This is a genomic window from Priestia sp. TRN 1309, assembly GCF_050846875.1.
GTDB classification, from domain to species: domain Bacteria; phylum Bacillota; class Bacilli; order Bacillales; family Bacillaceae_H; genus Priestia; species Priestia zanthoxyli.
This window is the reverse complement of sequence record NZ_JBOZGM010000004.1, coordinates 516849-540928: the sequence shown is the minus strand read 5'-3', so window position 1 is coordinate 540928 and position 24080 is coordinate 516849. Positions and strand designations below refer to the sequence as shown.

The following is a 24080-nucleotide window of genomic DNA, read 5'->3' as shown; positions in this document are numbered from 1 at the left end:
ATAGATTTAGCCAGGTGAAGTTATTTGAAACATGTACAAAAAGAGGATGGAACACGAATGTTTTAGTTAAAGGAAGGTCCGAACAATGTATCATTCGGATCTTTCCATTGTTTTAGTTATGTCTCAATCTCTTTTTATAGATTAGAAATAATCTAGGGTAATTATAAAACTACCACCACTTAAACCCATCTTCTTCTAACAAATGCTTTGAAGCTGTTGGTCCCATTGTACCAGCAGAGTAAAAATGAAGAGGAAAGCCCTCATTGTTAAAAGCTTCTAAAATAGGCTGCACCCATTTCCAAGATAATTTAACTTCTTCCCAATGAGCAAAAAATGTGGAGTCTCCCTGTAGAGCATCAAATAACAGCAGTTCATAAGCTTCTGGTACTTCTTTTTGATTTGTGGAGAAATTGATAAAAATAGGTTCGATTTTATTGCCATTCAAAGGATTTTTGCTGTTTAATTGCAGCGAAATACCTTCATTTGGGCTGATTTCGACAACTAAAAGGTTAGGAATGATTTCATCGGCTGTATAAACCTCCTTTAAAGGATGTTTAAATTCAATGACGATACGCGTGCATTTTTTACTCATTCTTTTTCCCGTGCGAAGATAGAAAGGAACTCCTTTCCAGAGCTCATGATCAATCCATATCCGCGCTGCTATAAACGTGTCATTAACGGAAGAAGCATTAATGCCGGGCTCTTCTTTATATCCTATAACTGAACGATCTTGGATTTTTCCCGCTTCGTATTGACCTCTTATGACGTTCGAATGGATAAACTCTTTTTGTAGAGGGCGAAGGCTTTTCATAATTATTATCTTTCGTTGGCGAGTTTTTGCGATGTTAAGCGTCTTTGGCAGCTGCATGGCAGTCATCATCAGCATTTGAAGCATATGATTTTGGAACATATCCCTAATTGCACCGGACTGATCATAGTAATGCGCTCTTTCTTCTACACCAACTGTTTCACTAGCTGTAATTTGAACATTTGCAACGTAGTGATGATTCCATAGTGCTTGTAAAATAGGGTTTGCAGATGCTAAAGCTTCCAAGTTTTGTATCATCGGTTTTCCCAGATAGTGGTCAATACGATAAATCTCTTCTTCATTGAACGTTTCAGTAAGCTTTTGGTTTAACACTTGAGCAGATTGTAAATCGTGTCCGAAAGGCTTTTCGATAATAAGACGTTTCCAGCCTTTTGTAGATCCTAATCCGCCGCTATTTATATTTGAAGCAATAACATCTATAAATTCAGGAGCCACAGATAAATAGAAAAGACGATTTTCAGGAATATTTAATTTTGCTTCGCCTCCTTGAATGGCCTGAAGCAACTGGTCATATCCATCACTATTGGTAACATCCATTTTATGATAGCGAACTGTCTTAAGAAATTTTTTTATCTTGGATTCACCTTTTCTAAAGCGCCTCGAAAAAGTTTTTACTGATTCTTCTACATATATTTGAAAGGCATCATCAGACCAGTTGTTTCTATCAGTACCAACAATAGAAAAGGAAGAAGGAAGCTTTTCATCTAAAAATAAATTATATAACGCAGGAAAAATTTTTCTTTTAGCCAAATCTCCTGTTGCTCCAAATAAGATAAAGGTCATGGAATCCACTTCTAACGCTTGTGGTGAATGAGACTTGAGACAATTATCACGTGAACGAGCTACACTGTCCAATTGATCTCCTCCTTTATTTTAACGGTCTATTGCAGTGAATATAGTCTTTTACCATCTTTACAGATTACAGTATAGCAGGTACAATTTTCCTTTATAAGTAGACACTTTATTTTCATATAGTGTCTAAAACTATACTATTACGCATAAAAAGGGAGGAAAAAGGATTGAGCAGACTTTTTAGCAAAACGTTTAACTGTGAAAAGGAATTAACGTTGACGATTATTGGAGGCAAGTGGAAAATGTTGATTATGTGGCATCTAGGAAAAGAAGGAACAAAGCGATTTGGTGAGTTAAAATCTATGATGCCGGGAATTACTCAGCGAATGTTAGTAAGTCAGCTGCGAGAATTAGAAGAAGATCAAATCGTTCACCGAAAAGTCTATCCGGTTGTACCTCCAAAAGTTGAATATTCCTTGACTGAGCACGGGAGAAGCTTGATGCCCATTCTTGAAAGCATGGACGAGTGGGGAAAAAATTATATGGAAACCTTTATAGAACCTGAAATGAATAACTCCACACATATGGGATAAAATCTTTTCTTGAGAAGGTTACAAAAACGCCTTTATTATTCAGAATTTTCTAAAATAAATACAAGTGATAAGATACACCGAAGCATCCATAGTATATTTTTAGTGACTATATGTTTTAAAAGTGCCTACTTTTTTTTTGAAAGTAACGGTTTTACAATGAATTCATGCTAGGCAACCCCATTTAATGAAGGAGTGAAGCAGGTATGGAACTTCAATTAGCATTGGATCTTGTAAATATTTCAGAGGCAAAAGAAGTAGTGCAGGAGGTTCAAGAGTATATCGATATTGTAGAAATTGGTACTCCGGTTGTGATTAACGAAGGGCTAAAAGCAGTCAAAGAAATCAAGGAAGCATTTCCGTCTTTAAAGGTATTAGCTGATTTGAAAATTATGGATGCAGGTGCTTATGAAGTCATGAAAGCTTCTGAAGCGGGTGCTAGTATTATTACCATACTTGGCGCTACTAACGATTCGACTATAAAAGGCGCTGTAGAAGAGGCCAAAAAACAAGGAACACAAATTCTTGTCGATATGATTAATGTAAAAAACCTTGAACAACGTGCAAAAGAAGTCGATGCACTCGGTGTTGACTATATTTGTGTACACACAGGGTATGATCTTCAAGCTGAAGGAGAGACCCCGTTTGAGCAGCTTCAAACGATTAAACGAGTTGTGAAAAATGCAAAAACAGCGGTGGCAGGAGGTATTAAACTGAATACACTTCCTGAAGTCGTGCAGTCACAGCCGGATCTTGTGATTGTAGGCGGGGGGATTACAAGTGAAAAAGACAAAAGAAACGTTGCGGAAGAAATGAAAAAAGTAGTCAAACAGGCAACTTTGGTCTAAAAATAAGCAAAAGTATTTAAGCCTTCAAAATTAATTAATCGGTAAATGGTTTAAAAAGAAGATAGCTAAGTTATTTTAGCTATCTTCTTTCCGTCATTTTTGGTATAACCATTCATTGATAAGTGTCATTTTGACAGATAGATAGTTTCTTTAAAATTCGTTATTCGAAAGAAAAAAACGGCGATTTTTCTGGTATTTTAAAGTTAAGAAAGCGTTATCCGAACATTAGCGGAAGAAAGGGAAAAAAAATCTATGTCACACTTTTTGACAAAATACTTTGAAAATTATGAATATTAAAAATATAATTAACTATCGACAATATTTAACATCTTCAAACCAAAAAAGGAGGGAGATATAAAGTGATGGAACATAAGAGGATAGTAGTGATAGGAGCTGGAATTGTCGGGTGCAGCATTGCCTACTATTTAAGTAAAATGGGGCAAAGAAACATAACAGTGATTGAGCAAGGCCCTTTGCTAGAAACAGGAGGATCTACCTCTCACGCTCCGGGGCTTGTATTTCAGCTTAGCTTTTCAAAAATCCTGACAACACTAGCTTCTCAAACAGTCGAGACCTTTAAAGAGTTGAGTACAGATGAACAGCGCTCGTTTTATCCTGTCGGCAGTTTAGAAGTTGCCCGTACACCAGAGCGATTAGAAGATCTAAAGAGAAAGGCTGGTGTTGCCAGCTCATGGGGAATCGAAGCTTTTCTTCTTTCACCGCAGGAATGCGCGGAAAAAAATTCGTTGATTTGTCCTGATCGTATTTGCGGAGGTCTCTATGTTCCGTCAGACGGTATTGCTAAACCTTTGCATGCCGTTGATAAAATGACTCGTTTTTCTAAAGAGTGCGGAGTAGAGTTTTACGGTCATACAGAAGTGACGGATATTGAAGTGACAAAGGGTCAAGTAAAAGCAGTGTACACAAGTGTCGGGAAATTCGAAGCAGATGTAATCGTATGCTGTGCTGGATTTTGGGGACCTCGCATCGGAGAAATGGTCGGTGTAACGATCCCTCTTCAGCCAATGGCTCATCAATATGTGTTTACAAATGATTTATTTGAGTTGAACGGAGAAACGGAAGAAGCCGCCACTCCTCTTATTCGAGATCAAGATAATTCAATTTATTTTCGTCAAGTAGAAAAAGGGCTTGGGATTGGATCATATCAGCATGAGCCGTTTCCAGTCGAACTCAGTGATATTACAAAATACGGAGAAACAAAAGAAATGCCTTCTGTTAAACCTTTTACACCAAAAGATTTTGAAAAACCGTGGGAAGATTCAATAGAGTTAATTCCGGCATTAAAACAAACGGGATTGAAAAAAGGAATGAACGGCATTTTTTCATTCACGCCCGATGGTATGCCGCTGCTTGGTGAATCACAAACGGTACAGGGATTTTGGGTAGCAGAAGCTATATGGGTAACGCACTCTGCAGGTGTCGCAAAACAAATGGCTGAATGGATGATGAATGGTGCGCCGACTGTGGATTTAGAGCTATGCGACATTAATCGTTTCGATACGTATGCATGCAGCCCTGCTTATTACAAACAGCGGTCTATTGAAGAGTATGAAGAGGTTTATAGTATTCACCATCCATTTATGCAGCGAAAAGTATCGCGAAACATGCGCGTGAGTCCATTTTATATGCGTCAACAAGAACTGAAAGCTTATTTTAATGAAAAAGCAGGATGGGAGCAGCCCCAGTGGTATGAAGCTAACTATCCGCTTATATCTACTTATGAAAAGATGATGGTAATAAGAAATGGATGGGCTGCTGAATATTGGTCACCAATTATTGAAGCTGAACATTTGCATACTCGTCAGCACGCAGCTCTTTACGATACAACGGCAGCAAAGAAAAGGTTAGAAATTAAAGGAGAAGGAGCTCTCCAGTTTTTACAGAAGCTAACGACAGGAAATATAGACATTGCAGTAGGTCAAAGCATACGCACGTGTATGTTGCATGAGCGAGGCGGCATAAAAGATCAAATAACGGTTATTCGCAAAAATATATCCACTTTCTTGATTGTTTGTACGGGAGCCGTAGAAGCAAGCTGGATTCAAAAACACGTGCCACACAGCGATCAAGTTGTTTTTCAAGATGTAACGTCAGGGACATGCAGTTTAGCATTAATTGGCCCTAAAGCTACAGGAGTAATGAAGTCCATGGTTCAACGCTCAGACCTTGGCAACACTTGGATTGAAGGGCAAGCGAAAACGCTGTTTATCGAAAATGTTTCAGTCCTTGCTCTGCGTGATTCCTGCGGGGGAATGGAGAGCTGGGAATTAATTACGACTTCCGATCAAGGTCTGAATTTATGGGATTTATTAATGGAAGAAGGACAGCCTTATCAGCTGATTGCTGGGGGAGACCGAGCTCTTGAAAACCTTCGAATTGAATCTTTTTCGTTAAAAAGCGGGAAAGACTTTTGGAGCGAACATCATCCATATGAAGTCGACCTTCATGAAATGGTTGATTTGACAAAACCAGTTTTTATTGGAAAAGAGGCATTGCTTGATCGTCAGCGAAAAGATTCTGAAACAGTATTAGCGACGCTCGTATTAGATGATCCTTCAGCGATAGTAATGGGATATGAACCGGTCTTTTATGGAGAAACGGCCCTCGGATTTGTGACAAGTGCTGGCTATTCATACAGCTTAGGCAAAGGAATTGTACACACCTTATTATCTCAAGCTGTACATGAAGAAATGGTTTTAGAAGTTGAATACTTTGGTCAGCGTTATAAAGCAGCAATGATGACACACTCCCCAGCGGTAGTTTAATTGATCAATCGAAAGGCAGGAGGAATGCAGATGTCAACACATTATGATGTCATTATTATCGGATTAGGAGCTATGGGGAGTACGGCTGCTTATCAGCTCGCCAAAAAAGGGCAGCGGGTATTGGGGTTAGAACAATACGGTCCTGCTCATGATCTAGGATCGAGTCACGGCGGTTCTAGAATTATTCGGCAGTCGTATTTTGAAGACCCTGCTTATGTTCCATTGTTGCTTCGCGCCTACGAATTGTGGAATGAAATTGAAAGAGAAAGCGGTCAAGAAATTCTTACGGTTACCGGTGGACTTATGATGGGACCTCCTGATAGCTTGACGGTTTCTGGAAGCATCGAAAGCTCTAAACAGTGGAATCTTGCGTATGAGATTCTAGAAGCAAAGGATATTTACAAACGGTTTCCGGTATTTACACCTTCACCTGCTACGGTTGCTCTATATGAAGAAAAAGCTGGATTCGTTAGGCCGGAAGCAAGCGTATATACTCACCTTCTTCAAGCAGAAAAATACGGAGCTGAGCTCCATTTTTTTGAAGAAGTGGTGTCGTGGGAAGCCCATCCTTCTGGTGAAGGCGTGCGTGTTGTAACAGCTAATGGAATATATGAAGCTGGAAAAATCATTATTTCTGCAGGCGCCTGGGCACCCGATTTATTACGGGAATTAGGTGTTAGCTTACAAGTAGAGCGTCATGTGCAAATGTTTTTTGAACCAACACAAGGAATAGACGTTTTTTCAGTGGGAAAACAGCCGATTTATATTTGGGAAGCAGATGATTATGTACAGTTGTATGGTTTCCCTTCTTTTGGATTAAAGGCTGAAGGAGCAAAAGTGGCGTTTTTCCGAAAAGGAACGGCGTGTACGCCGGAAACGATTGATCGAAATATATATGAAGATGAAGTGAACATGATGCGGCACTATCTAGCTCAAGGTCTTCCGCAGCTCAACGGTCGGTTTTTACAAGGGAAAACGTGCATGTATACCAATACACCAGATGAACATTTTGTCATTTCGCTGCATCCTGAATATCCTCAAGTAGCAATTGCAGCGGGATTTTCCGGACATGGTTTTAAGTTTGCAAGCGTAGTAGGAGAGATTTTAGCAGATTTAGTGACAGAGGGAAAAACCAATCACCCAATTGATTTGTTTGCTCCGCAGCGATTTGCGGCGAACAAAATAGTATAAATCGTCGTCAGCTCTTGCGAATGGTTCTATTTAAATGTTTCTAAAGAAGCGAAGGAGGAATAGCAGATGGTTATGGAACATGGTTTAGTAAATGATAATGGGAGACTTGAGCCCACGTTGAAAGGAGAGCTGTATACATCTTCGGACATTTTTAAGTTAGAAAAAGATCATATATTTTCTAAATCATGGAGTTTAGTTGCATTTGAATACGAAATAGCAGAACCAGGACAATATATTACAACGAGAGTTGAAGGCGAAAATATTTTAATTACTAGAGGAAAAGACCATATACTGCGAGGATTTTTAAACGTATGTCGGCATCGAGGAGCTAAGCTGTGCAGCCAAGCATCCGGTAAAGCAGGGGTCATTCGCTGTCCGTATCATTCGTGGAGCTATAGCTTAGACGGTGATTTAGTAGGTGTTCCTAACACAAGCCACTGTCGAGAAGAACTCGTGCATAACGAAAGTTACGGACTAACATCCGTTCACATTGAAGTGTGGCACGGCATGGTTTGGGTTAATTTATCAGACAATCCGATATCTGTTGAATATCAGCTAGACGCACAAATTTTTGATCGTTTTGGAGAGCTTTATACGTTTGCTAGGTATGAAATTCAAAAATTAAAATCCGCTCATCGTGAAGAGTACGAAGTCGAGGCAAACTGGAAGCTTATCGTAGAAAACTTTCAAGAGTGTTATCACTGTTCCTCTATTCACCCTGAGCTTACGGCAACGTTGCCTGAATTTCGTTCGGGAGTCGGCACTCAAAATTCAGTAGGCGGTGGAGCTAAGTTTGGCAATGAGTTAGAAGGTTTTTCAATTAGCGGGAAAGGAAGCCGTCCTATGTTAAAAGGGTTGCTTCCTGAAGATGACCGCACGTATTTTGGCATTACCGTTCTGCCGCTTGTATTTATCAACTTAACACCGGATCACGTTATTATTCATCGTATTATTCCAATCAGTGCAGAAAAGTCCAAAGTAATTTGCGAATGGTTATTCGACCCGGAAGAAATGGCTAAGCCTGATTTTGACCCAAAAGATGCCGTGGAATTATTTCACCGCGTTAATTTACAAGATTTTGAAGCGTGTGAGTGGTGTCAAGAAAATATGAGCTCAAAATCTTATAAAGAAGGAGGGATTTTAGTACCTATCGAACAGCACGTTTCGCATTTTTACAATTATGTATTAGAAGCAATCGGTATGAAGGTCGAATAGTAAATAGAAGCGGTCTGGCACATTATCTCGGTGTGCCAGACCATCTCTAACAATCTACTTTAAAAATAAGGGGGAAATAAATTGAGTACAAGCTCTAAACTAACAGAACCCATTATCCGCGTTACCGATGTTTCAAAAGTGTTTGGCCGTCAAAAAGAACAGGCTCTTAAGCTGAGAGAGTCTGGACAAAGTAAATATGAAGTCGAACAAGCTACTAAGACAACCGTTGCTATTTACAATGCTCATTTCGAAGTGAAAAAGGGAGAAACCTTTGTGTTAATTGGATTATCAGGAAGCGGTAAATCTACTTTACTTCGATGTTTGAACGGACTTATAGAACCAACTGAAGGGACGGTATATCTAGAAAATACAGATATTTCTCATATGCCAAAAAGACAGCTTCAGCAAGTACGAAGAAATAAAATTGGAATGGTATTCCAAAATGTAGGCCTTCTTCCAAACCGCACCGTAATTGACAATATTACGTTCGGTCTAGAAATTCAAGGCGTATCAGCAAGCGAAAGGGAAAAGCGAGGGAAAGAGGCGCTTGAAATGGTGGGGTTAAATGGACAAGCTTATAAAAGAATTTATGAATTATCAGGAGGTATGCAGCAGCGGGTTGGATTAGCGAGAGCCCTTGCTTCTGAACAAGAGATTTTGCTGATGGATGAGCCTTTTTCGGCGTTAGATCCTCTTATTCGAAGAGATATGCAAAAGCTATTTCTTGATATTCAAGGAGAAGTACAAAAAACAGTTATCTTTGTAACGCATGATCTAGATGAAGCATTAACTTTAGGGCACCGGGCTGCCGTAATGAAAGACGGAGAGATTGTACAGCTTGGAACGGCTGAAGATATTTTAAGTCAACCCGCAACCGATTATGTAAAACTGCTTGTTCAAGACGTTAATTATGGCAAAATCCGCCTTGCTAAAGACGCTGTTATTCCGGTAGAAACGGCTGCCTATGAGTATGAATCACCACAAGTTATATTAAGAAGAATGAGAACAAATCATTTATCTACGATTTTTGTTCTTGATAGTTCTGACCGCTTATTAGGTATGATGAGCATCTATACAGTGATGGAGCTTATTGAAGCTCATAAGCATGATTTAAAAGGAAAAGCATTGACACAGCCGCATTGCGTCAATCCTGATATGTCTTTACAAGAAATGATTCCTCTATTTACAGACAGTCATTCGCCTGTAGTCATTGTTGATAATCATCATCGCCTACAAGGTATGATTTCCCCGAGCACTCTTATTGCAAATCTCACTGAACGTATTGCAGTGACCGAGCAGCAAGAAGTTAAATCATATCAAGTGGAGGTTCGATAAATATGATGGTGAATGCTGCGATGATTCCTCGTATTCCTTTAGATAAATGGGCAAATTCATTTGTTGATTACATGATTGATAGTTTTTCAGGTGTATTTACTGGAATCAACCAGATAATGACCAGTTTAATCAGCAGCCTTGAATGGGCATTGACAGCCTCTCCTCCGCTAGTAACTGTCCTTGTTTTTGTTCTATTAGCGCTATGGTTGACAGATTGGAAGATAGCTGCATTTACGTGTTTTGGGTTACTTCTTATTATTAGCTTGGATTTATGGGAAGCATCAATGCTGACCTTATCTCTCGTTTTAGCTTCTACGATTATCTCACTTTTATTCGGCGTTCCTTTAGGCATATTATCACACCGCTTTAACAAAGTGGGGGCAGTCATAAAGCCTATTCTTGATATTATGCAAACGATGCCTGCTTTTGTTTACTTAATTCCTTCCGTACTTTTATTTGGATTAGGGAATGTTACAGCTCTTATTGCTACGTTTATTTTCGCAATGCCGCCTGCCGTTCGTCTGACGCTGCTTGGGCTTCAGCAAGTTCCGCACACCACTTTAGAAGCAGCGGAAGCTTTTGGAGCGACAGAATGGCAAAAATTAATTAAAGTCCAGCTGCCGCTCGCTTTGCCTATGATTATGTCGGGTGTAAACCAAGTTATTATGCTATCTCTTTCGATGGTTGTTATTTCTTCCATGGTCGGTGCGGGAGGCCTAGGTGCAGAGGTATTACGAAGCATCAGTATGCTGGATGTAGGCTTAGGGTTTATCGGTGGGATTGCGGTTGTTATTATTGCCGTTATCTTAGATCGTTTAACGCATCTTTCTACTCGAAAAAGCCAAGATATTCAATCAAGCAAATAAAATGGATAAAGGTGGGATTAGATGAAACATTCAAAAAAAATTTCTTTTATTATGCTAACAATCGTCGTCATGCTGCTTGTCTCTGCATGCGGAAATAGCAATACGGCAAGCGGCACGACGACTAAAAAAGAAATTACAATTGGGTACATACCATGGGACGAAGCCGTAGCCGTTACGTTTTTATGGAAGGAATTATTAGAGGAAAAAGGCTATAAAGTTAAAGCAGTTCAAAGTGACGTAGCCCCGCTTTTCTCAGGAGTTGCTCAAGGAAATATTGATTTATTTTTGGATGTATGGATGCCTACTACCCATAGTTCTTACATGAAAAGATTCGGAAAACAAGTAGACGTTCTCGGCACTTGGTACGATCAAGCAGACAGCGGATTAGCCGTTCCCGACTATGTAGACGCGCAGTCGATAGGTGATTTAAAAAATAAGAAAGGGGAGTTTAACGGAAAGATTATTAGCATTGAACCGGGATCTGGAATCAATGGTCTTACGAAAGACCATGCCATGCCCAGCTATGGGTTAACAGACTGGAATTTAGTAGAGAGCAGTACAGCTGCGATGCTATCGGAATTGGATAAAGCCATTGCTAATAAAGAACCTATTGTTGTTACGTTATGGCGCCCGCACTGGGCTTTTGAAAAGTATAATCTCAGATACTTAAAAGATCCCAAAAATACGATGAATCCAACTGGACCTGAGAAAATACAGTCAATCAGTAAAAAAGCTTTTAAGGAAGATTATCCAGAAGCAGCAAAGTGGCTTAAAGATTTTTCGATTAGCGCTGATCAATTGGCATCATTAGAATCAGAAATTAACAGTGCAAAAGACGAAACAAAAGGCGTGAAAAACTGGATTTCTAAAAATAAGAAAGTGACGGAAAGCTGGGTAAAGTAATAAAAAGGCTGTCTCTTAGGCAAGTTATTGACTAAGAGGCATTTTTTTGTGGTGATATACCTATTTTTGTATAAAGCTTATCTCTTTTATGGAAATGGGCATCCTACATTAAAAGGATGGTGAAAGGCAGTGGCAATCGATAGAATCTGTACAATCGGACCTGTTAGTAATAAGAAAGATGTACTAGAGAGACTGTTGGAAAAAGGAATGACAATTGCTCGGCTGAATTTATCTCATGGGTCGCATGAAAGTCATAAAACAATTATAGATACGTTAAGATCTTTAAATTCCTCTATTCAAATTTTAGGAGATTTACAAGGTCCTAAAATTAGACTTGGAGTGATAAAGTCAAAAGAAATAGTGTTAAAAGAAGGCGCATCTTTTATTTTATATACAGAGCAGATGTCAGGAAATGAAAAAGGAGCCAGCGTTGACTATAAGGGTATCGTGAAGGATGTTCAAACAGGAAGCAAAATCTTAATCAATGACGGTCAAGTAGAACTGGCTGTTGAAGGAGTAGAAGAAGATACACTTGTCACAAAGGTAAAAAAGGGCGGATCTATTTCGTCTCATAAAGGCGTGAATTTGCCAGGTGCTCGCGTCGGTTTGCCGGCCATTACTGAAAAAGACAAAAAAGACATCGTATTCTTATTGAAAGAAAAAGTAGATTTTCTTGCTTGTTCGTTCGTAAGAACCCCTGAACATTTAAAAGACATTAAAGATTTTATCCATTTAAAACATCTAAATGCACCAAAGCTGATTGCGAAAGTGGAAACAATGGAAGCTATAGAAAATTTCAAGCAAATATGTGAAGAAGGCGATGGAATTATGATTGCACGAGGAGATTTAGGGGTAGAGCTACCGTATGAATGGATTCCTTTGCTCCAAAAAATATTAATTCATGAATGCAGCTTGCACGATAAATATGTGATCACCGCGACACAAATGCTTCAATCAATGGTGAGCAGCGCAATTCCTACAAGAGCCGAGGTGACGGATGTGTTTCAGGCAGTACTGGACGGCACGAATGCAGTGATGCTTTCTGCTGAAACAGCAGCTGGGAAATATCCGATTGAAAGCATGGAAACACTTTATAAAGTATCACATCTTGCTGAAACGCTTCAAAATAAAAGAGTTGCGAGCTCCGCAGAGATTTTGGCAATGTTAAAGAGCTCGAGATAAAAAGTACAGCAAGTAGATATGTAAGTTTAAAAAATATATTTAAATTAAAAAAAGTGGCAATGTTTTCTACTATCCAAGTACAATTCAATTAATGAATGCTTTGCATTTTGCATATAAGTATTTATACCTATGTTGTCATAATTTATGTGATTCCCCAAAGCATAAATTACTTTTCATTACCTTATTGTGTACAAATATATTATGAGATAAGCCCATGCCTGTACAGGCATGGGCTTATCTTTATATGGCGTTTTAAAACGTCAATTTCTAATTGGGGAATTAATCTTCACCTCTTGCACAATAAATATTCTTCTGTACAAAAATAGAGTGTATAATAGGAATGTTGACTTGATAGGAAAAAGAGAGAAGCCTTATCAAGCAAAGGAAGATGGAGTGGAGAGTGTGTACTGAAAGTGAAATTGTCCAGCGGCAAAAATAAACATGTTTTTCGAATGCTTCTAGAAGAATATCTAGAATGAAAGTAGGAACATTATGGAAAAGAAAATGAGGTTTGGCATCAAATCCAAAATTATTATTGGATATTTAATTGTTATTGTCTGTTTATTTATTGCATTTATTGTTTTAAACAGTCAAATTTCATCTTTGCAAAAAGAGCGAAATTTTATCATTGATCATGATATTGAAGTCCATGATCTGACCAATCGAATTGAAAAGCACCTGCTTGATATGGAAACCGGACAAAGAGGCTATATTATTACAGGAGAAGCGAGTTACTTAGAACCTTATAACAGTGCAGCAACAAGTTGGGAAAAAGATTATAATGCGCTGTATCAGCTTCTAAATAATAATCCAAATCAGCAGGAGAAACTGGAGAAGATTAAAGGAAGTATTCAAGACTGGATTGAAGCTGCTGGTGAACCGACCATTGCATTAAAAAAAGAAAATAATACAAAAGAGCTTCAGCAATTTTTTGAGAAAGATCCTGGGCGCCAGTATATGGACGATATACGCAGCCAGTTTACTTCTTTTAGAAATGTAGAGAAAAAATCGACTGAAACAAGAGCAACAGAGTTAGACGAGAAAAATCAAAAAATTAAAATTGGACTTTACGGTTTGCTGTTATTCGTTACGCTTATTTCACTTGCTATCGCTATTGTGTTGTCTAATTCTATTGTGAATACGATTAAAGAAGTTACGCAAACGATCAAACGAATTACGGCTTCAAAAGGCGAGCTAAAAGGAAGAATTAAAGTTCGATCTAATGATGAAATTAAAGATTTAGGGCTAGCCACGAACGCGTTGTTAGAAAATATTGAAGAGCGAAACTGGCTTCAAACGAACATTGCTCATGCTGTAACGATGTACCAAGGCATAGCATCTGTAGACAAGCTTGCGGAAAAATTTCTCTTTACGGTTTCAGAAATGACACAAGCTTCTTTCGGAGCATTTTATGTTCGAGAGGAAAATGATAAAGGAAACTTATTCGTCAAACAAGCTGCTTTTGCAGATAGAAAAGGCGACGCGGGAAGAGAGAGCTTTTTGATAGGCGAAGGGCTCATTGGACAAGCTGCTTTAGAGAAAAGAACCTTTGTCATAAACGATGTACCTGACACGTACCAGCTCATTACTTCAGGATTAGGAGACGTAAAACCTAAGAGTATTTTTATTGTACCCGTCTTGTTTGAAGATGAAGTAATTGCTGTTATCGAGCTTGCATCGCTGCACGAGTTTACAGTTTTAGAGCAAGAACTTATTAGTCAAGTGATTGAAACGTTTGGTCTCACTATCAATGGCGTAATTAGACGTATGGAAATTGCTCGTCTATTAAAAGAATCTCAGGCGATGACAGAAGAGCTCCAAGCTCAGTCTGAAGAACTTCAAACACAATCAGAAGAACTGCAAATGCAGTCTGAAGAGCTGCGTATGATTAATGAACAGCTAGAAGAAAGAACAAAAGACGCAGAAGAAAAATCGTTTGAATTAGAGGCTGCAAAAGAAGATTTAGAAGAAAAAGCGCATCAGCTGGAGTTGAATTCTCAATATAAATCTGAATTTCTTGCTAATATGTCGCATGAGCTTCGAACACCACTTAACAGCATTCTTATTCTGTCTGAAATGCTTGAGGAAAACGCAGCTAAAACGCTATCTGAAGATGAAGAAGAATACGCTCGTATTATTCATTCTTCAGGAAAAGACTTGCTCGCGTTAATCAACGATATCTTGGATTTATCAAAAGTAGAGTCTGGAAAACTAGATATTTTACTAGCTGAGATGAATATGAGTGAGCTTCCAGATCAAATCGAACGTAATTTCAGCCACGTTGCTGAACAGAAAAACGTACAATTGAAAATTAATAAAGCACAAGATGTACCGGACATCATTCACACAGATGAAAAGAGATTCCAGCAAATTGTGAAAAATCTTTTATCAAATGCATTTAAATTTACAGAATCGGGATCTGTCACAGTATCCATTCAACGAGTAGCTGACCATCGTCTTACAACAGCTATGCGTACAGTTGATACGGATTGCTGGCTAGAAATAGCTGTAGCTGATACAGGGATTGGTATACCAAAAGAAAAGCATCAGCTTATCTTTGAAGCGTTTCAGCAGGCAGATGGAGCTACGGTCCGCAAGTACGGAGGAACGGGACTTGGCTTATCTATTTGCAGTGAGTTTGCAAAATTATTGGGCGGCTGGATTTCTCTAAGCAGTGAAGTAGGAAAAGGAAGTACGTTTACGCTATACCTTCCTAGCCTCTCTAATGGTCTTATTGACTATGAAAAAGTGAATTTTGCATATGAAGAAGTAGCGGTATCTGTAGAAGAAGCTGAACCTGAAGCAGAAATAACTGAAATTGATCATCCTGTACAACCAGTTGAATCTTCACTGCAAGATGGTGAAAATGTGTTTCAAGATAAGCGAGTGCTCATCGTAGATGATGACCAGCGCAACATCTTTGCCTTAAAAACTGCGCTAGCTAAACAAGGTATGACCATTATGACAGCTCATAACGGAATAGAGTGTCTTGAAATGATGGAAAATAGTGAACCATTTGATCTCATTTTAATGGATATTATGATGCCGCAAATGGATGGATATGAAGCCATGCAGAAAATTAGAGGAGAGCTAAAGCTCGTTGATTTGCCTATTATTGCATTAACCGCTAAAGCGATGAAAAACGATCGTGAAAAATGCTTGGAAGCTGGAGCTTCAGATTATATCAGTAAACCTTTAGATTTAAATCAGCTGTTCTCCGTTATGCGTGTATGGCTAGTAAATTAAGCGGGGTATGAAACATAAATGGATATGAAGCACCTAGATTTAAGTGAAGACTTAGTTATGAATAAAAAAACAGATTTAGAGATCGATTTACTGCTGACGGCTATTTATCGATTAACGGGATTCGATTTCAGACAGTACGCTAAATCTTCTATTTGTCGCCGAGTCTATAATCGAATGAAAATTGAACGTATTCCAACCGTGTCTCGATTGTTAGAAAAAGCGATTCACGAAGAAGAATTTATGAATCAGCTTTTAAATGATTTTTCAATAAATGTAACAGAGATGTTTCGCGATCCAAGCTTTTTTAAAGCATTTCGCACAAAAGTGATTCCGGTATTAAAGGATTATCCGGAAATTCGCATTTGGCACGCTGGCTGTGCAACGGGCGAAGAGGTATTTTCTATGGCGATTCTTTTAGAAGAAGAAGGGTTAATGGATAAAACGGTCATTTACGCAACCGATATGAACGAAGATGTATTAGAAAAAGCAAAACAAGGCGCCTTTTCTTTACGTAAAATGAAGTCATATACAAAAAATTATATTCAAGCCGGGGGAAAGAATGCCTTCTCGGAATATTATCAAACGGATCATCACTATGCATATTTTCATCCGTCGCTGTTAAAAAATATTATCTTTGCTCAGCATAATTTAGTCACGGATCAGTCATTTAATGAATTTCACGTCATCATTTGCCGAAACGTCCTTATTTATTTTACAGCTCAGCTGCAAAATCAAGTGTATAATTTATTTTCAGAAAGCCTGTGTGTAAAAGGGTTTCTTGGGCTTGGCGATAAAGAAACGCTTCGCTTTGCTGAGGGAGCAGCTTCTTATATTGAGTTTGCAGGGAACGAGCGCATCTATCAAAAGCAATAAAAAAAGACCTCATTGTGAGGTCTTTTTTATTATGCTTGTGCTTGAATCATAAGCACGCACATGTCATCAGGCTGATTTAACTTTTGTTCTTCTGAGAAAATTTCATTCATAAATGCCTGCGGATTTGTCCATTTTTGTTCAGTAAGTTGTTGAAGACGAAGAGCAGATTCATTTTCGCAAGGGCCCATCGATTCAAGAGCTCCGTCTGTAAATAGCAAAATTTGCACATCGTTCTCAAAGCTGACAACAGATTTCTGAACGTCCATTTCTTCAAAAAACCCTACAGGGCAGCTTCCTCGTTGAAGAGGAACGAGCGTATGTTCATCCACTAACATATAACCTTCTGGGTGCCCGGCATTCACATATTCTACTGTCTTAGCTTCCGTATCAATCACTAAATAAATAGCAGTGAAATAGTAAGGAATTTCATCTTTTTCGCTGTGCAATAATTCCATGTAGCGATTCAACTCTGTAATAACCTGCTCAGGGTCTATGAGGGACTTGATAGCTTCTCTGAGCACAGACGAAATAAACATACAAACAAGCGAGGCAGAGATGCCGTGCCCCATCATATCAAAAAGAATAATACCGTACCGGTGCTCGTCAATTTTGTGCCAATAGTACATATCACCCGCTAATTTAAAAGAAGGATAATATGAAACTTCCATTTGAATATCTTTCTCTCGTAAAGGGGGGCTGAGTAAGTTTTGCTGTACGTGCGTAGCTAAATCTAACTCAGTTTGAATTTTCTTTTCATGTTCCGTGTGCCAGTCAATTTCTGCTTTAAGGCGTAAGGCTACCCGCATACGAGCCAGCAGTTCCACTTTATTAATCGGCTTTGTGACGTAATCTGTTCCGCCAGCGTCTAGAGCTTCTACTAATTTGCTGCTGTCTTCTAGGGCTGTGACAAAGATAATTGGAATATGTTTTAAGCGTTCTACCTGTTGAATTCGCCTGCAGGCTTCGATTCCATCAATTTCGGGCATCATAATATCAAGTAAAATCAAATCGACCGAATTCGTTTTTGAGTTCTCATCGTCCAGGTTAAGATAGTCAAAAAGCGCATGGGCAGACGTAAGAGACACACAGTTATCGTAGCCAGCGCCTTTTAGAATTTTTTCAATCACAAATAGATTGACTTGATTGTCATCTACGAGAAGAATGGTCATGCTTTATTTCCCCTTATTATGTTTGAAGACTATTGATTGAGTATGTAGTTTTCAAGCATTTTTTATACTTTTTCTGTTTTTCTATTTATCTATTATACAGAAAACACAGCGTTTAGGGTATTTTTTAAGATTATTCTTTTCTATTAAAAAAGTCACTTGTCCCCAGAAAAGGAGACAAGTGACTTTTTATAGCAACTTGTATAACGCAAATATCCCGAAAGTCAGTACCACCGCTCCCGAAATACGATTTACCCAGATCAAGCTGTTATTCGTAAACTTCGACCGGGCAAGACTAATAGCAAAACTGAGCGAAAGCCACCAGCAGGCCGATCCTAAAAATACACCTGCAACCATTGTCAGCGCAGAAGCAACATCAAATGCTGATTTACTAATGCCTACACCAGAAAACACGCCAATAAAAAATAAGATCGTCATTGGATTCGTAACCGTTAAAAAGAGAACGGATGTATACGAACGAAGCAACCCTTCTCCTTTAGCAGCAGCAGCGTGCTCTGCAGGTTGAGAACGAAAAGTTTGTACACCTAAATAGCATAAAAATAATCCCCCAATCAGCTGAAGCCAAATCTTTTGGGTTAATAAAAAGGTTGTAATGAACGTTAGGCCAAACGCAGCGATGCATCCATAAAGAGCATCTGCTGTAGCTGCTCCCAGCCCGGATACAAACCCGTGTAATCGCCCTTTAGATAACGTGCGATTGATGCATAAAATACCAATGGGACCGACGGGAGCAGCAACGGAAAAACCGATCACTAACCCCTTTAGAAAATAAAATAAGTTCATCTTTTACGTTGCTCCTATGAAGTTTTTCTTTAGTATAGTACAAAAGCAATTATGAATGAAGCTAATTTTGAGAAAGGTGTTAACGCATGTTTTTAGTCTGTTCGGGTACATCATAATGGTGTGATAGAAAACATTATTAGTGATTTTGTTTTAATCATTAAAAAGTTCATAGACTAAATTATTTTACACAGAAAATTAAATGTAGTAAAATAATTCACTGTTACATATATAGAAAGATCTACCACTATAAAGTAGTCATTCGTAATGAGATGAAGAGAGGTTAGTCATCATGAGTAATCTGTTTGCAAAAAAAGATGTTAATAAGCTGTTAGAGGAAAATGCAGCAAAAGAATCAACTAAGACACTAGGGTTATTTGATGTTATTTTGATGGGAGTAGGAGCAACCATTGGGACAGGAGTTCTGGTTATAGCAGGACTAGTTGCCGCCAGGGATGCAGGGCCCTCGGTCTCCGTTTCATTTATTATTTCTGCAATAGCCTGTATTCTTGTTGCGTTGTGCTATGCAGAATTTGGTTCAGCTGTTCCAAGTTCAGGAGGCGCATATACATACATATATGTTTCATTAGGAAAATTTGTAGCGCATTTAATAGGGTGGTCCATTGTAGGATGCTATACGGTGTCTTTAGCGTCTGTAGCAGGCGGATGGTCTTCTTACGTAAATAATGTGCTTACTGAGTTTGGTATTAGACTTCCTGAATCGTTAACCGCCATACCGAGCGACGGAGGTATCATTAACCTTCCGGCAGTATTTATTGTGCTGTGCATGTCGTTTTTATTAACAAGAGGGGTAAAAGAAAGTAAAAAAATAAATAACTTAATGGTTTTAATCAAGATAGGTATTGTTCTTTTATTTGTAGCCGTCGGCGTCTTTTTTATTCATACAAATAACTGGCACCCATTTACTCCTTTTGGTGTGAAAGGAATCTTTGCAGGCGCAGCTTCCGTCTTTTTCGCTTATAACGGATTTGATGCCATTTCTACTTCGGCAGAAGAAGTGAAAAATCCGCAAAGAAACTTGCCGCTAGGTATTTTGATTGCACTGAGTGTTTGTGCAGTCATTTATGTAGTCATTGCATTAGTATTAACAGGGATGGTTTCTTATAAAGAGCTAAACGTGGGCGATGCGTTATCATATGCGCTCAATAGCGTTGGACAAGAATGGGCAGCGCTTATTGTATCTATAGGAGCAGTTATTGGTATAATGGCCGTCGTATTTGCTTATTTGTTTGTTGTGCCTCGCGTACTGATGTCAATGAGTCATGATGGATTATTGCCGTCTCTTTTTTCAAAAGTAAACCGAAAGAACAGTGAGCCTGTTATATCCACATGGCTTGTCGGCGCATTAGGCGCGATTGTAGCTGGTTTTGTTGACTTAAAACAGCTGGCGGATTTAGCCAATATGCTAGCGATTGTTACGTTTGCTGCCGTTTCATTTTCAATTTTGGCTCTGCGAAAAACTCAGCCTAATTTAAAGCGCGGTTTCAAAGTACCTTTTGTGCCATTCATTCCGATTCTTGCTATTCTTTGCTGTATCTTTCTTATGTTTAACTTATCAATGGTAACGTGGATGTACTCAATCGGCTGGATGCTGATTGGCGTCTTTATTTACGTTGGATACGCCAGAAAGAACAAGAGCGTTTAACAAAAAGACTCTAAGCCAACGAGCTAGAGTCTTTTTTGTGTATATATTTCTTTTGAAAGGGATCTATGAACATAACGTAAAAATTAAAATTTTATTCGGGACATATGTCCTTTTTATTTTGGGAAGTGTTATTGTTTAATAAAAAGAAACCGTTATGATGGAGAGGAAAACATGAGGGAAATTACGAGTGAGAAACAACTGCTGGAGTATATAAATACTTATAAATTAGAGTCAGTTTTCAAGAAAGACTTACTACCGCATTTGTCACTGTATGATGTGGAGGCAGGAGAACGTCTTTGTTCTCAAGGAGATGCGTCTCATTGTTTGTACATACTGGTGAAAGGCAAGGTTAAAGTTTATACCATATCGCCCGAAGGCAAGACGCTTGTTCTTTCCTTTAAACAGCCCCTTGAAGTGATAGGCGATATTGAGTATGTACAGGATGTTGATATTATGAATACGGTTGAAGCCGTTTCACCTTTAGTTGTAATTGGTATACCATACAAACGATTAAAACAGCATGCGAGCGATGATCCACAGCTGCTGACGTTTTTACTGGAAATGCTCACAAAAAAGTTTTGCGCAAAATCGAACTCGCTCAGCTTTAATTTAATGTACCCAGTTGAAGTGCGGCTGGCTAGCTACTTGCTCTCTATTTTTTGTGAAGAATCACATTTGGTTATGGATCAAAAAACAGAAAGCCTAAAAGATATAGCCAATTTAATCGGAACGACTTACCGGCATTTAAATCGTGTTCTTCAGAAATTTGTAGCGCAAGGAGTTATTGAAAAACAGAAAGGCTCTACTATTCTCAAAGATAAAGAAAAACTGAGCTGTCTAGCAAACGACAATATATACGAGTAGAAAAAGCAATAGATTAGTTGAAGGGGAGAGAGAAGAATGAAAACATACAGAACGCTTCTATTTGACATTGATAATACGCTTTTAGATTTTAACGCAGCCGAAGAGCAGGCTTTACAGCTTCTTTTTGCTAACCACAATATTCCGCTGACTGATGAAAGCAAAAAACGTTATAGTTTGATAAACCAGGGGTTATGGACAGCTTTTGAAGAAAATAAAATAAGCCGTGAGCAAGTTGTAAATACTCGCTTTTCTACTCTATGTAAAGAATATGGAATAGAGAAAGACGGAAAGCTGCTTGAAGCAGAGTACCGAACGTATTTGAACAATGGCCATCAGCTAATTGACGGAGCAATTGAGGTAATTAAAAAACTGAGCTGTCACTATGAATTATATGTTGTTACAAATGGCGTATCGGCTACTCAATATAAGCGCCTTCAGGACTCAGGTCTATATCCTTATTTTAAAGAAGTATTTGTTTCAGAAGATACGGGCTTTCAAAAACCTATGAAGGAATATTTTGATTATGTTTTTTCACGTATAAAAGAGCTGTCCGTACATGAAACATTAATTGTTGGAGATTCTTTGAGTGCAGACATTCAAGGCGGGCAGCTAGCCGGTATTGATACGTGCTGGTTTAATCCTCAGGAAAAAAAGAATGATACAAATTGGAATTCAACCTATGAAATAGGAAGGCTTCAAGAGCTTTATACCCTGCTGAATGTAAATAATGAAGTAGCTTCGGTACAAGTATAAAAGTGTATAAATGTTAAAAAACACAAAAAGTGCTAACCTTTTCTTTAAACAAAAAGGGGTGGCGCTTTTTCTATTTTATGGCTTTCACAGGCTTAAAATATGCTAGGGATATCGGTCTAGGTACAGTAATCAATACAAATTTAAACAGTTTTATCCCAAAAGCAATAGGGTATTTTACCAATATCCCAGATAAAGTAAGTAACTAGGAGGTCGTAAAAGATGATTAATGGAAAAAGTTTATCTCGTTCAGGAAAGAGTTCATATAGAAGAGAAACAGCGGTTGGAAAAACAGGAATGGTAGCCAGTGCTCATCCAATTGCAACAGACGCCGGAGAACAGGTGCTAAGAGCTGGCGGCAACGCAATTGATGCAGCAATTGCCGTTCAGTTTGGGCTCAACGTTGGAGAACCGATGATGACCGGTATTGGAGGCAGCGGCTTTTTTATGGTATACCACAATGAAAGCAAAACAACTAAAATTTTTGACGGGCATTCTCAGGCTCCTAAAGCAGCTTATCCTGAAATGTTTCTTGATGAAAATAAAGAAGTTATTCCGTTTAGAAAGCGTTCTACTCATGCAACGGCAATTGGAATTCCAGGGATTTTAAAGGCGATGGAAGCAGCTCGTAAAGAGTATGGAACAAAACCCCTTGCTGAACTAATTGAACCGGCTGCCAAAGCAGCAGAAGCGGGTGTGGAAACAAACTGGGTGCTTGGAGATATTTTAAAAACATATGCCTATCGACTAGGAGAACATGCTAAGCAGCTATATTCTCCAAACGGCAAGCCTATGCAAGAAGGAGATATGATTAATAAAAAAGATCTTGCTAAAACATTCCGCATTCTTCAAGAAAAAGGTATCGAGGCTTTTTATGAAGGTGAAATTGCAGAAGCCATTATTTCAACGATAAAAGAGCACGGCGGTTTTATGGAACTGTCAGATTTGAAAGAATACCAGATTAAGATTGATGAACCCGTGTGGGGAGATTATAAAGGATACCGAATTGCTTCTTCCAACATGCCTAGTGCAGGAGGAGCTACGGTGCTGCAAATTTTAAAGCTATTAGAGAACTTCGATGTGTCTCAGTACGACGTGAAATCGTGGGAAAAGTATTATTTGTTTGCAGAAGCTATGCGCATTGCATTTTCAGATAAAATTGCATTCTCTGGAGATCCAGCCTACAGTGACATTCCATTAAAAGGGCTTTTAAATGACGAATATATAAAGGAACGTCAAAAATTAATTAATTGGAAGCATAAAAATGAGAAAGTTGATTTTGGCAACCCGTGGGATTATGAGAAAGGCCAAAAAGTGAACGTTGTGCGTCAGCCTTATGAACCTGAACGTGAGCTTAGTGAAACAACTCACTTCACGGTAGTTGACCGCTGGGGCAATATTGTCGCTTGTACATCAACTGTGGAACATCCTTTTGGTACAGGAATTATGGTTAAAGACCATGGATTTTTACTCAACAACGAGCTTACTGATTTTGATGCTATTCCTGGAGGGCTAAACCAAGCGGATGCAGGAAAGCGTCCGGTTAGCTGTAAAAGCCCAACCATCGTTTTTAAAGACAGTGAACCTGTACTCACTTTAGGGTCTCCGGGCGGACCAACCATTGTAGGCTCTGTGTTCCAAACGCTTATGAATGTCTTAGACTATGGAATGGATATAAAAGAAGCGATTGAAGAACCAAGAATTTTTAATAGTACAGGATCACTTATCGGTTGGGAAGCCGGAGTGGATATGAATGCCAAAGGAGAGCTAGAAGCCATGGGGTTTAATTTTGGAGATGAGCCATTCCCAATCGGAAATGTTCAAGGTATTCAAATTGATAAAGAAAACGGCCGTTTATTTGGAGCAGCTGATTCCAGCCGTGAAGGAAAAGCAACTGGCTTAGACTCTTAATATTAAAAAGATGCATCATACGCTCCCTCTTTTATAAGAAGGGATGGCGTATGATGCATTAAAAAAGATAAAAATATGTAGGTAAAAAGAAGGAATATTTTTTTCAGAAAACATACTTTAGACCTTTATTAGCATCATCCTAATCTCCAGAAAGGAAAAAAAATAGAACGTTTTCATGTCCGAATAATAAAAAAGAGTACTGATTTTTCAAGATATTGATGAAAACAAAATGATTGGAAAGCATAAAAAAAAGGAATAGCGCTTTC

General features: G+C 38.7%; 18 protein-coding genes. 15 read left to right on the top strand and 3 right to left on the bottom strand.

The genetic code is table 11. The features are described from left to right. Positions 1-169: 169 nt before the first annotated feature. Positions 170-1684, bottom strand: coding sequence for a glucose-6-phosphate dehydrogenase (gene zwf / locus ACRPLQ_RS18955; protein ID WP_432236229.1), 1515 nt, complete (start codon positions 1682-1684; stop codon positions 170-172). Between the two features lie 164 nt (positions 1685-1848). Between zwf and ACRPLQ_RS18950 the strand changes: the two genes are divergently transcribed. The 11 genes from ACRPLQ_RS18950 (at position 1849) to ACRPLQ_RS18900 (ending at position 16656) form a co-directional block, all read left to right on the top strand. Further along, on the top strand, positions 1849-2214 hold the full coding sequence (locus ACRPLQ_RS18950; RefSeq protein WP_014460848.1) for a winged helix-turn-helix transcriptional regulator: 366 nt from the start codon (positions 1849-1851) through the stop codon (positions 2212-2214). A gap of 203 nt (positions 2215-2417) precedes the next feature. Beyond that, positions 2418-3059 carry a 3-hexulose-6-phosphate synthase gene (hxlA, locus tag ACRPLQ_RS18945; protein WP_034266616.1) on the top strand — a complete coding sequence of 214 codons (642 nt, stop codon included), beginning with the start codon at positions 2418-2420 and terminating at the stop codon, positions 3057-3059. A gap of 362 nt (positions 3060-3421) precedes the next feature. Then, complete coding sequence (locus ACRPLQ_RS18940; RefSeq protein WP_432236246.1) at positions 3422-5845, top strand: GcvT family protein; 2424 nt, start codon at positions 3422-3424, stop codon at positions 5843-5845. A 30-nt stretch (positions 5846-5875) separates the two neighbouring features. Beyond that, on the top strand, positions 5876-7036 hold the full coding sequence (gene solA / locus ACRPLQ_RS18935) for an N-methyl-L-tryptophan oxidase (RefSeq protein WP_028413969.1): 1161 nt from the start codon (positions 5876-5878) through the stop codon (positions 7034-7036). A gap of 66 nt (positions 7037-7102) precedes the next feature. Beyond that, on the top strand, positions 7103-8251 hold the full coding sequence (locus ACRPLQ_RS18930) for an aromatic ring-hydroxylating dioxygenase subunit alpha (protein ID WP_249886851.1): 1149 nt from the start codon (positions 7103-7105) through the stop codon (positions 8249-8251). A gap of 81 nt (positions 8252-8332) precedes the next feature. Further along, complete coding sequence (locus ACRPLQ_RS18925; RefSeq protein WP_028413967.1) at positions 8333-9586, top strand: quaternary amine ABC transporter ATP-binding protein; 1254 nt, start codon at positions 8333-8335, stop codon at positions 9584-9586. 2 nt (positions 9587-9588) lie between these two features. Beyond that, the gene (locus ACRPLQ_RS18920) at positions 9589-10452 is read left to right on the top strand and encodes an ABC transporter permease (RefSeq protein ID WP_028413966.1); all 864 of its coding nucleotides are present in this window, start codon (positions 9589-9591) and stop codon (positions 10450-10452) included. Between the two features lie 21 nt (positions 10453-10473). Further along, positions 10474-11355 carry a glycine betaine ABC transporter substrate-binding protein gene (locus ACRPLQ_RS18915; RefSeq protein WP_028413965.1) on the top strand — a complete coding sequence of 294 codons (882 nt, stop codon included), beginning with the start codon at positions 10474-10476 and terminating at the stop codon, positions 11353-11355. A 129-nt stretch (positions 11356-11484) separates the two neighbouring features. After that, a complete protein-coding gene (locus ACRPLQ_RS18910; protein WP_047751329.1) occupies positions 11485-12537 on the top strand; it encodes a pyruvate kinase in 1053 nt (350 codons plus the stop codon). Between the two features lie 492 nt (positions 12538-13029). Next, positions 13030-15783 (top strand): CHASE3 domain-containing protein, encoded by a 2754-nt coding sequence (locus tag ACRPLQ_RS18905; RefSeq protein ID WP_034266623.1) that lies wholly within the window; start codon positions 13030-13032, stop codon positions 15781-15783. A gap of 18 nt (positions 15784-15801) precedes the next feature. Further along, positions 15802-16656, top strand: coding sequence for a CheR family methyltransferase (locus ACRPLQ_RS18900; protein ID WP_028413962.1), 855 nt, complete (start codon positions 15802-15804; stop codon positions 16654-16656). Positions 16657-16685: 29 nt separating this feature from the next. Here ACRPLQ_RS18900 and ACRPLQ_RS18895 read toward each other — a convergent pair whose 3' ends face one another. Further along, positions 16686-17825 carry a SpoIIE family protein phosphatase gene (locus tag ACRPLQ_RS18895; protein WP_028413961.1) on the bottom strand — a complete coding sequence of 380 codons (1140 nt, stop codon included), beginning with the start codon at positions 17823-17825 and terminating at the stop codon, positions 16686-16688. Between the two features lie 186 nt (positions 17826-18011). After that, the gene (locus ACRPLQ_RS18890) at positions 18012-18626 is read right to left on the bottom strand and encodes a LysE family translocator (protein WP_028413960.1); all 615 of its coding nucleotides are present in this window, start codon (positions 18624-18626) and stop codon (positions 18012-18014) included. Between the two features lie 289 nt (positions 18627-18915). On the opposite strand from ACRPLQ_RS18890, the gene ACRPLQ_RS18885 reads away from it, so the two are divergent. The 4 genes from ACRPLQ_RS18885 to ggt all read left to right on the top strand — a co-directional run bounded on the left by ACRPLQ_RS18885 (position 18916) and on the right by ggt (position 23814). After that, on the top strand, positions 18916-20289 hold the full coding sequence (locus tag ACRPLQ_RS18885; protein ID WP_033578494.1) for an amino acid permease: 1374 nt from the start codon (positions 18916-18918) through the stop codon (positions 20287-20289). 171 nt (positions 20290-20460) lie between these two features. After that, positions 20461-21153: a Crp/Fnr family transcriptional regulator gene (locus tag ACRPLQ_RS18880; protein WP_432236228.1), complete on the top strand. Its 693-nt coding sequence runs from the start codon at positions 20461-20463 to the stop codon at positions 21151-21153. A gap of 36 nt (positions 21154-21189) precedes the next feature. After that, a complete protein-coding gene (locus tag ACRPLQ_RS18875) occupies positions 21190-21906 on the top strand; it encodes a YjjG family noncanonical pyrimidine nucleotidase (RefSeq protein WP_033578496.1) in 717 nt (238 codons plus the stop codon). Positions 21907-22125: 219 nt separating this feature from the next. Then, complete coding sequence (gene ggt / locus ACRPLQ_RS18870) at positions 22126-23814, top strand: gamma-glutamyltransferase (RefSeq protein WP_033578497.1); 1689 nt, start codon at positions 22126-22128, stop codon at positions 23812-23814. Positions 23815-24080: the final 266 nt, after the last annotated feature.

What these genes read in the sequence shown, in the direction of transcription:
- ACRPLQ_RS18885 (WP_033578494.1), top strand. Translation starts at nt 18,916, where the DNA reads ATGAGTAATCTGTTTGCAAAAAAAGATGTTAATAAGCTGTTAGAGGAA.
- ACRPLQ_RS18880 (WP_432236228.1), top strand. Translation starts at nt 20,461, where the DNA reads ATGAGGGAAATTACGAGTGAGAAACAACTGCTGGAGTATATAAATACT.
- ACRPLQ_RS18875 (WP_033578496.1), top strand. Translation starts at nt 21,190, where the DNA reads ATGAAAACATACAGAACGCTTCTATTTGACATTGATAATACGCTTTTA.
- ACRPLQ_RS18930 (WP_249886851.1), top strand. Translation starts at nt 7,103, where the DNA reads ATGGTTATGGAACATGGTTTAGTAAATGATAATGGGAGACTTGAGCCC.
- ggt (WP_033578497.1), top strand. Translation starts at nt 22,126, where the DNA reads ATGATTAATGGAAAAAGTTTATCTCGTTCAGGAAAGAGTTCATATAGA.
- ACRPLQ_RS18905 (WP_034266623.1), top strand. Translation starts at nt 13,030, where the DNA reads ATGGAAAAGAAAATGAGGTTTGGCATCAAATCCAAAATTATTATTGGA.
- hxlA (WP_034266616.1), top strand. Translation starts at nt 2,418, where the DNA reads ATGGAACTTCAATTAGCATTGGATCTTGTAAATATTTCAGAGGCAAAA.
- ACRPLQ_RS18920 (WP_028413966.1), top strand. Translation starts at nt 9,589, where the DNA reads ATGATGGTGAATGCTGCGATGATTCCTCGTATTCCTTTAGATAAATGG.
- ACRPLQ_RS18895 (WP_028413961.1), bottom strand. Translation starts at nt 17,825, where the DNA reads ATGACCATTCTTCTCGTAGATGACAATCAAGTCAATCTATTTGTGATT.
- ACRPLQ_RS18915 (WP_028413965.1), top strand. Translation starts at nt 10,474, where the DNA reads ATGAAACATTCAAAAAAAATTTCTTTTATTATGCTAACAATCGTCGTC.
- ACRPLQ_RS18890 (WP_028413960.1), bottom strand. Translation starts at nt 18,626, where the DNA reads ATGAACTTATTTTATTTTCTAAAGGGGTTAGTGATCGGTTTTTCCGTT.
- solA (WP_028413969.1), top strand. Translation starts at nt 5,876, where the DNA reads ATGTCAACACATTATGATGTCATTATTATCGGATTAGGAGCTATGGGG.
- ACRPLQ_RS18940 (WP_432236246.1), top strand. Translation starts at nt 3,422, where the DNA reads ATGGAACATAAGAGGATAGTAGTGATAGGAGCTGGAATTGTCGGGTGC.
- ACRPLQ_RS18900 (WP_028413962.1), top strand. Translation starts at nt 15,802, where the DNA reads ATGGATATGAAGCACCTAGATTTAAGTGAAGACTTAGTTATGAATAAA.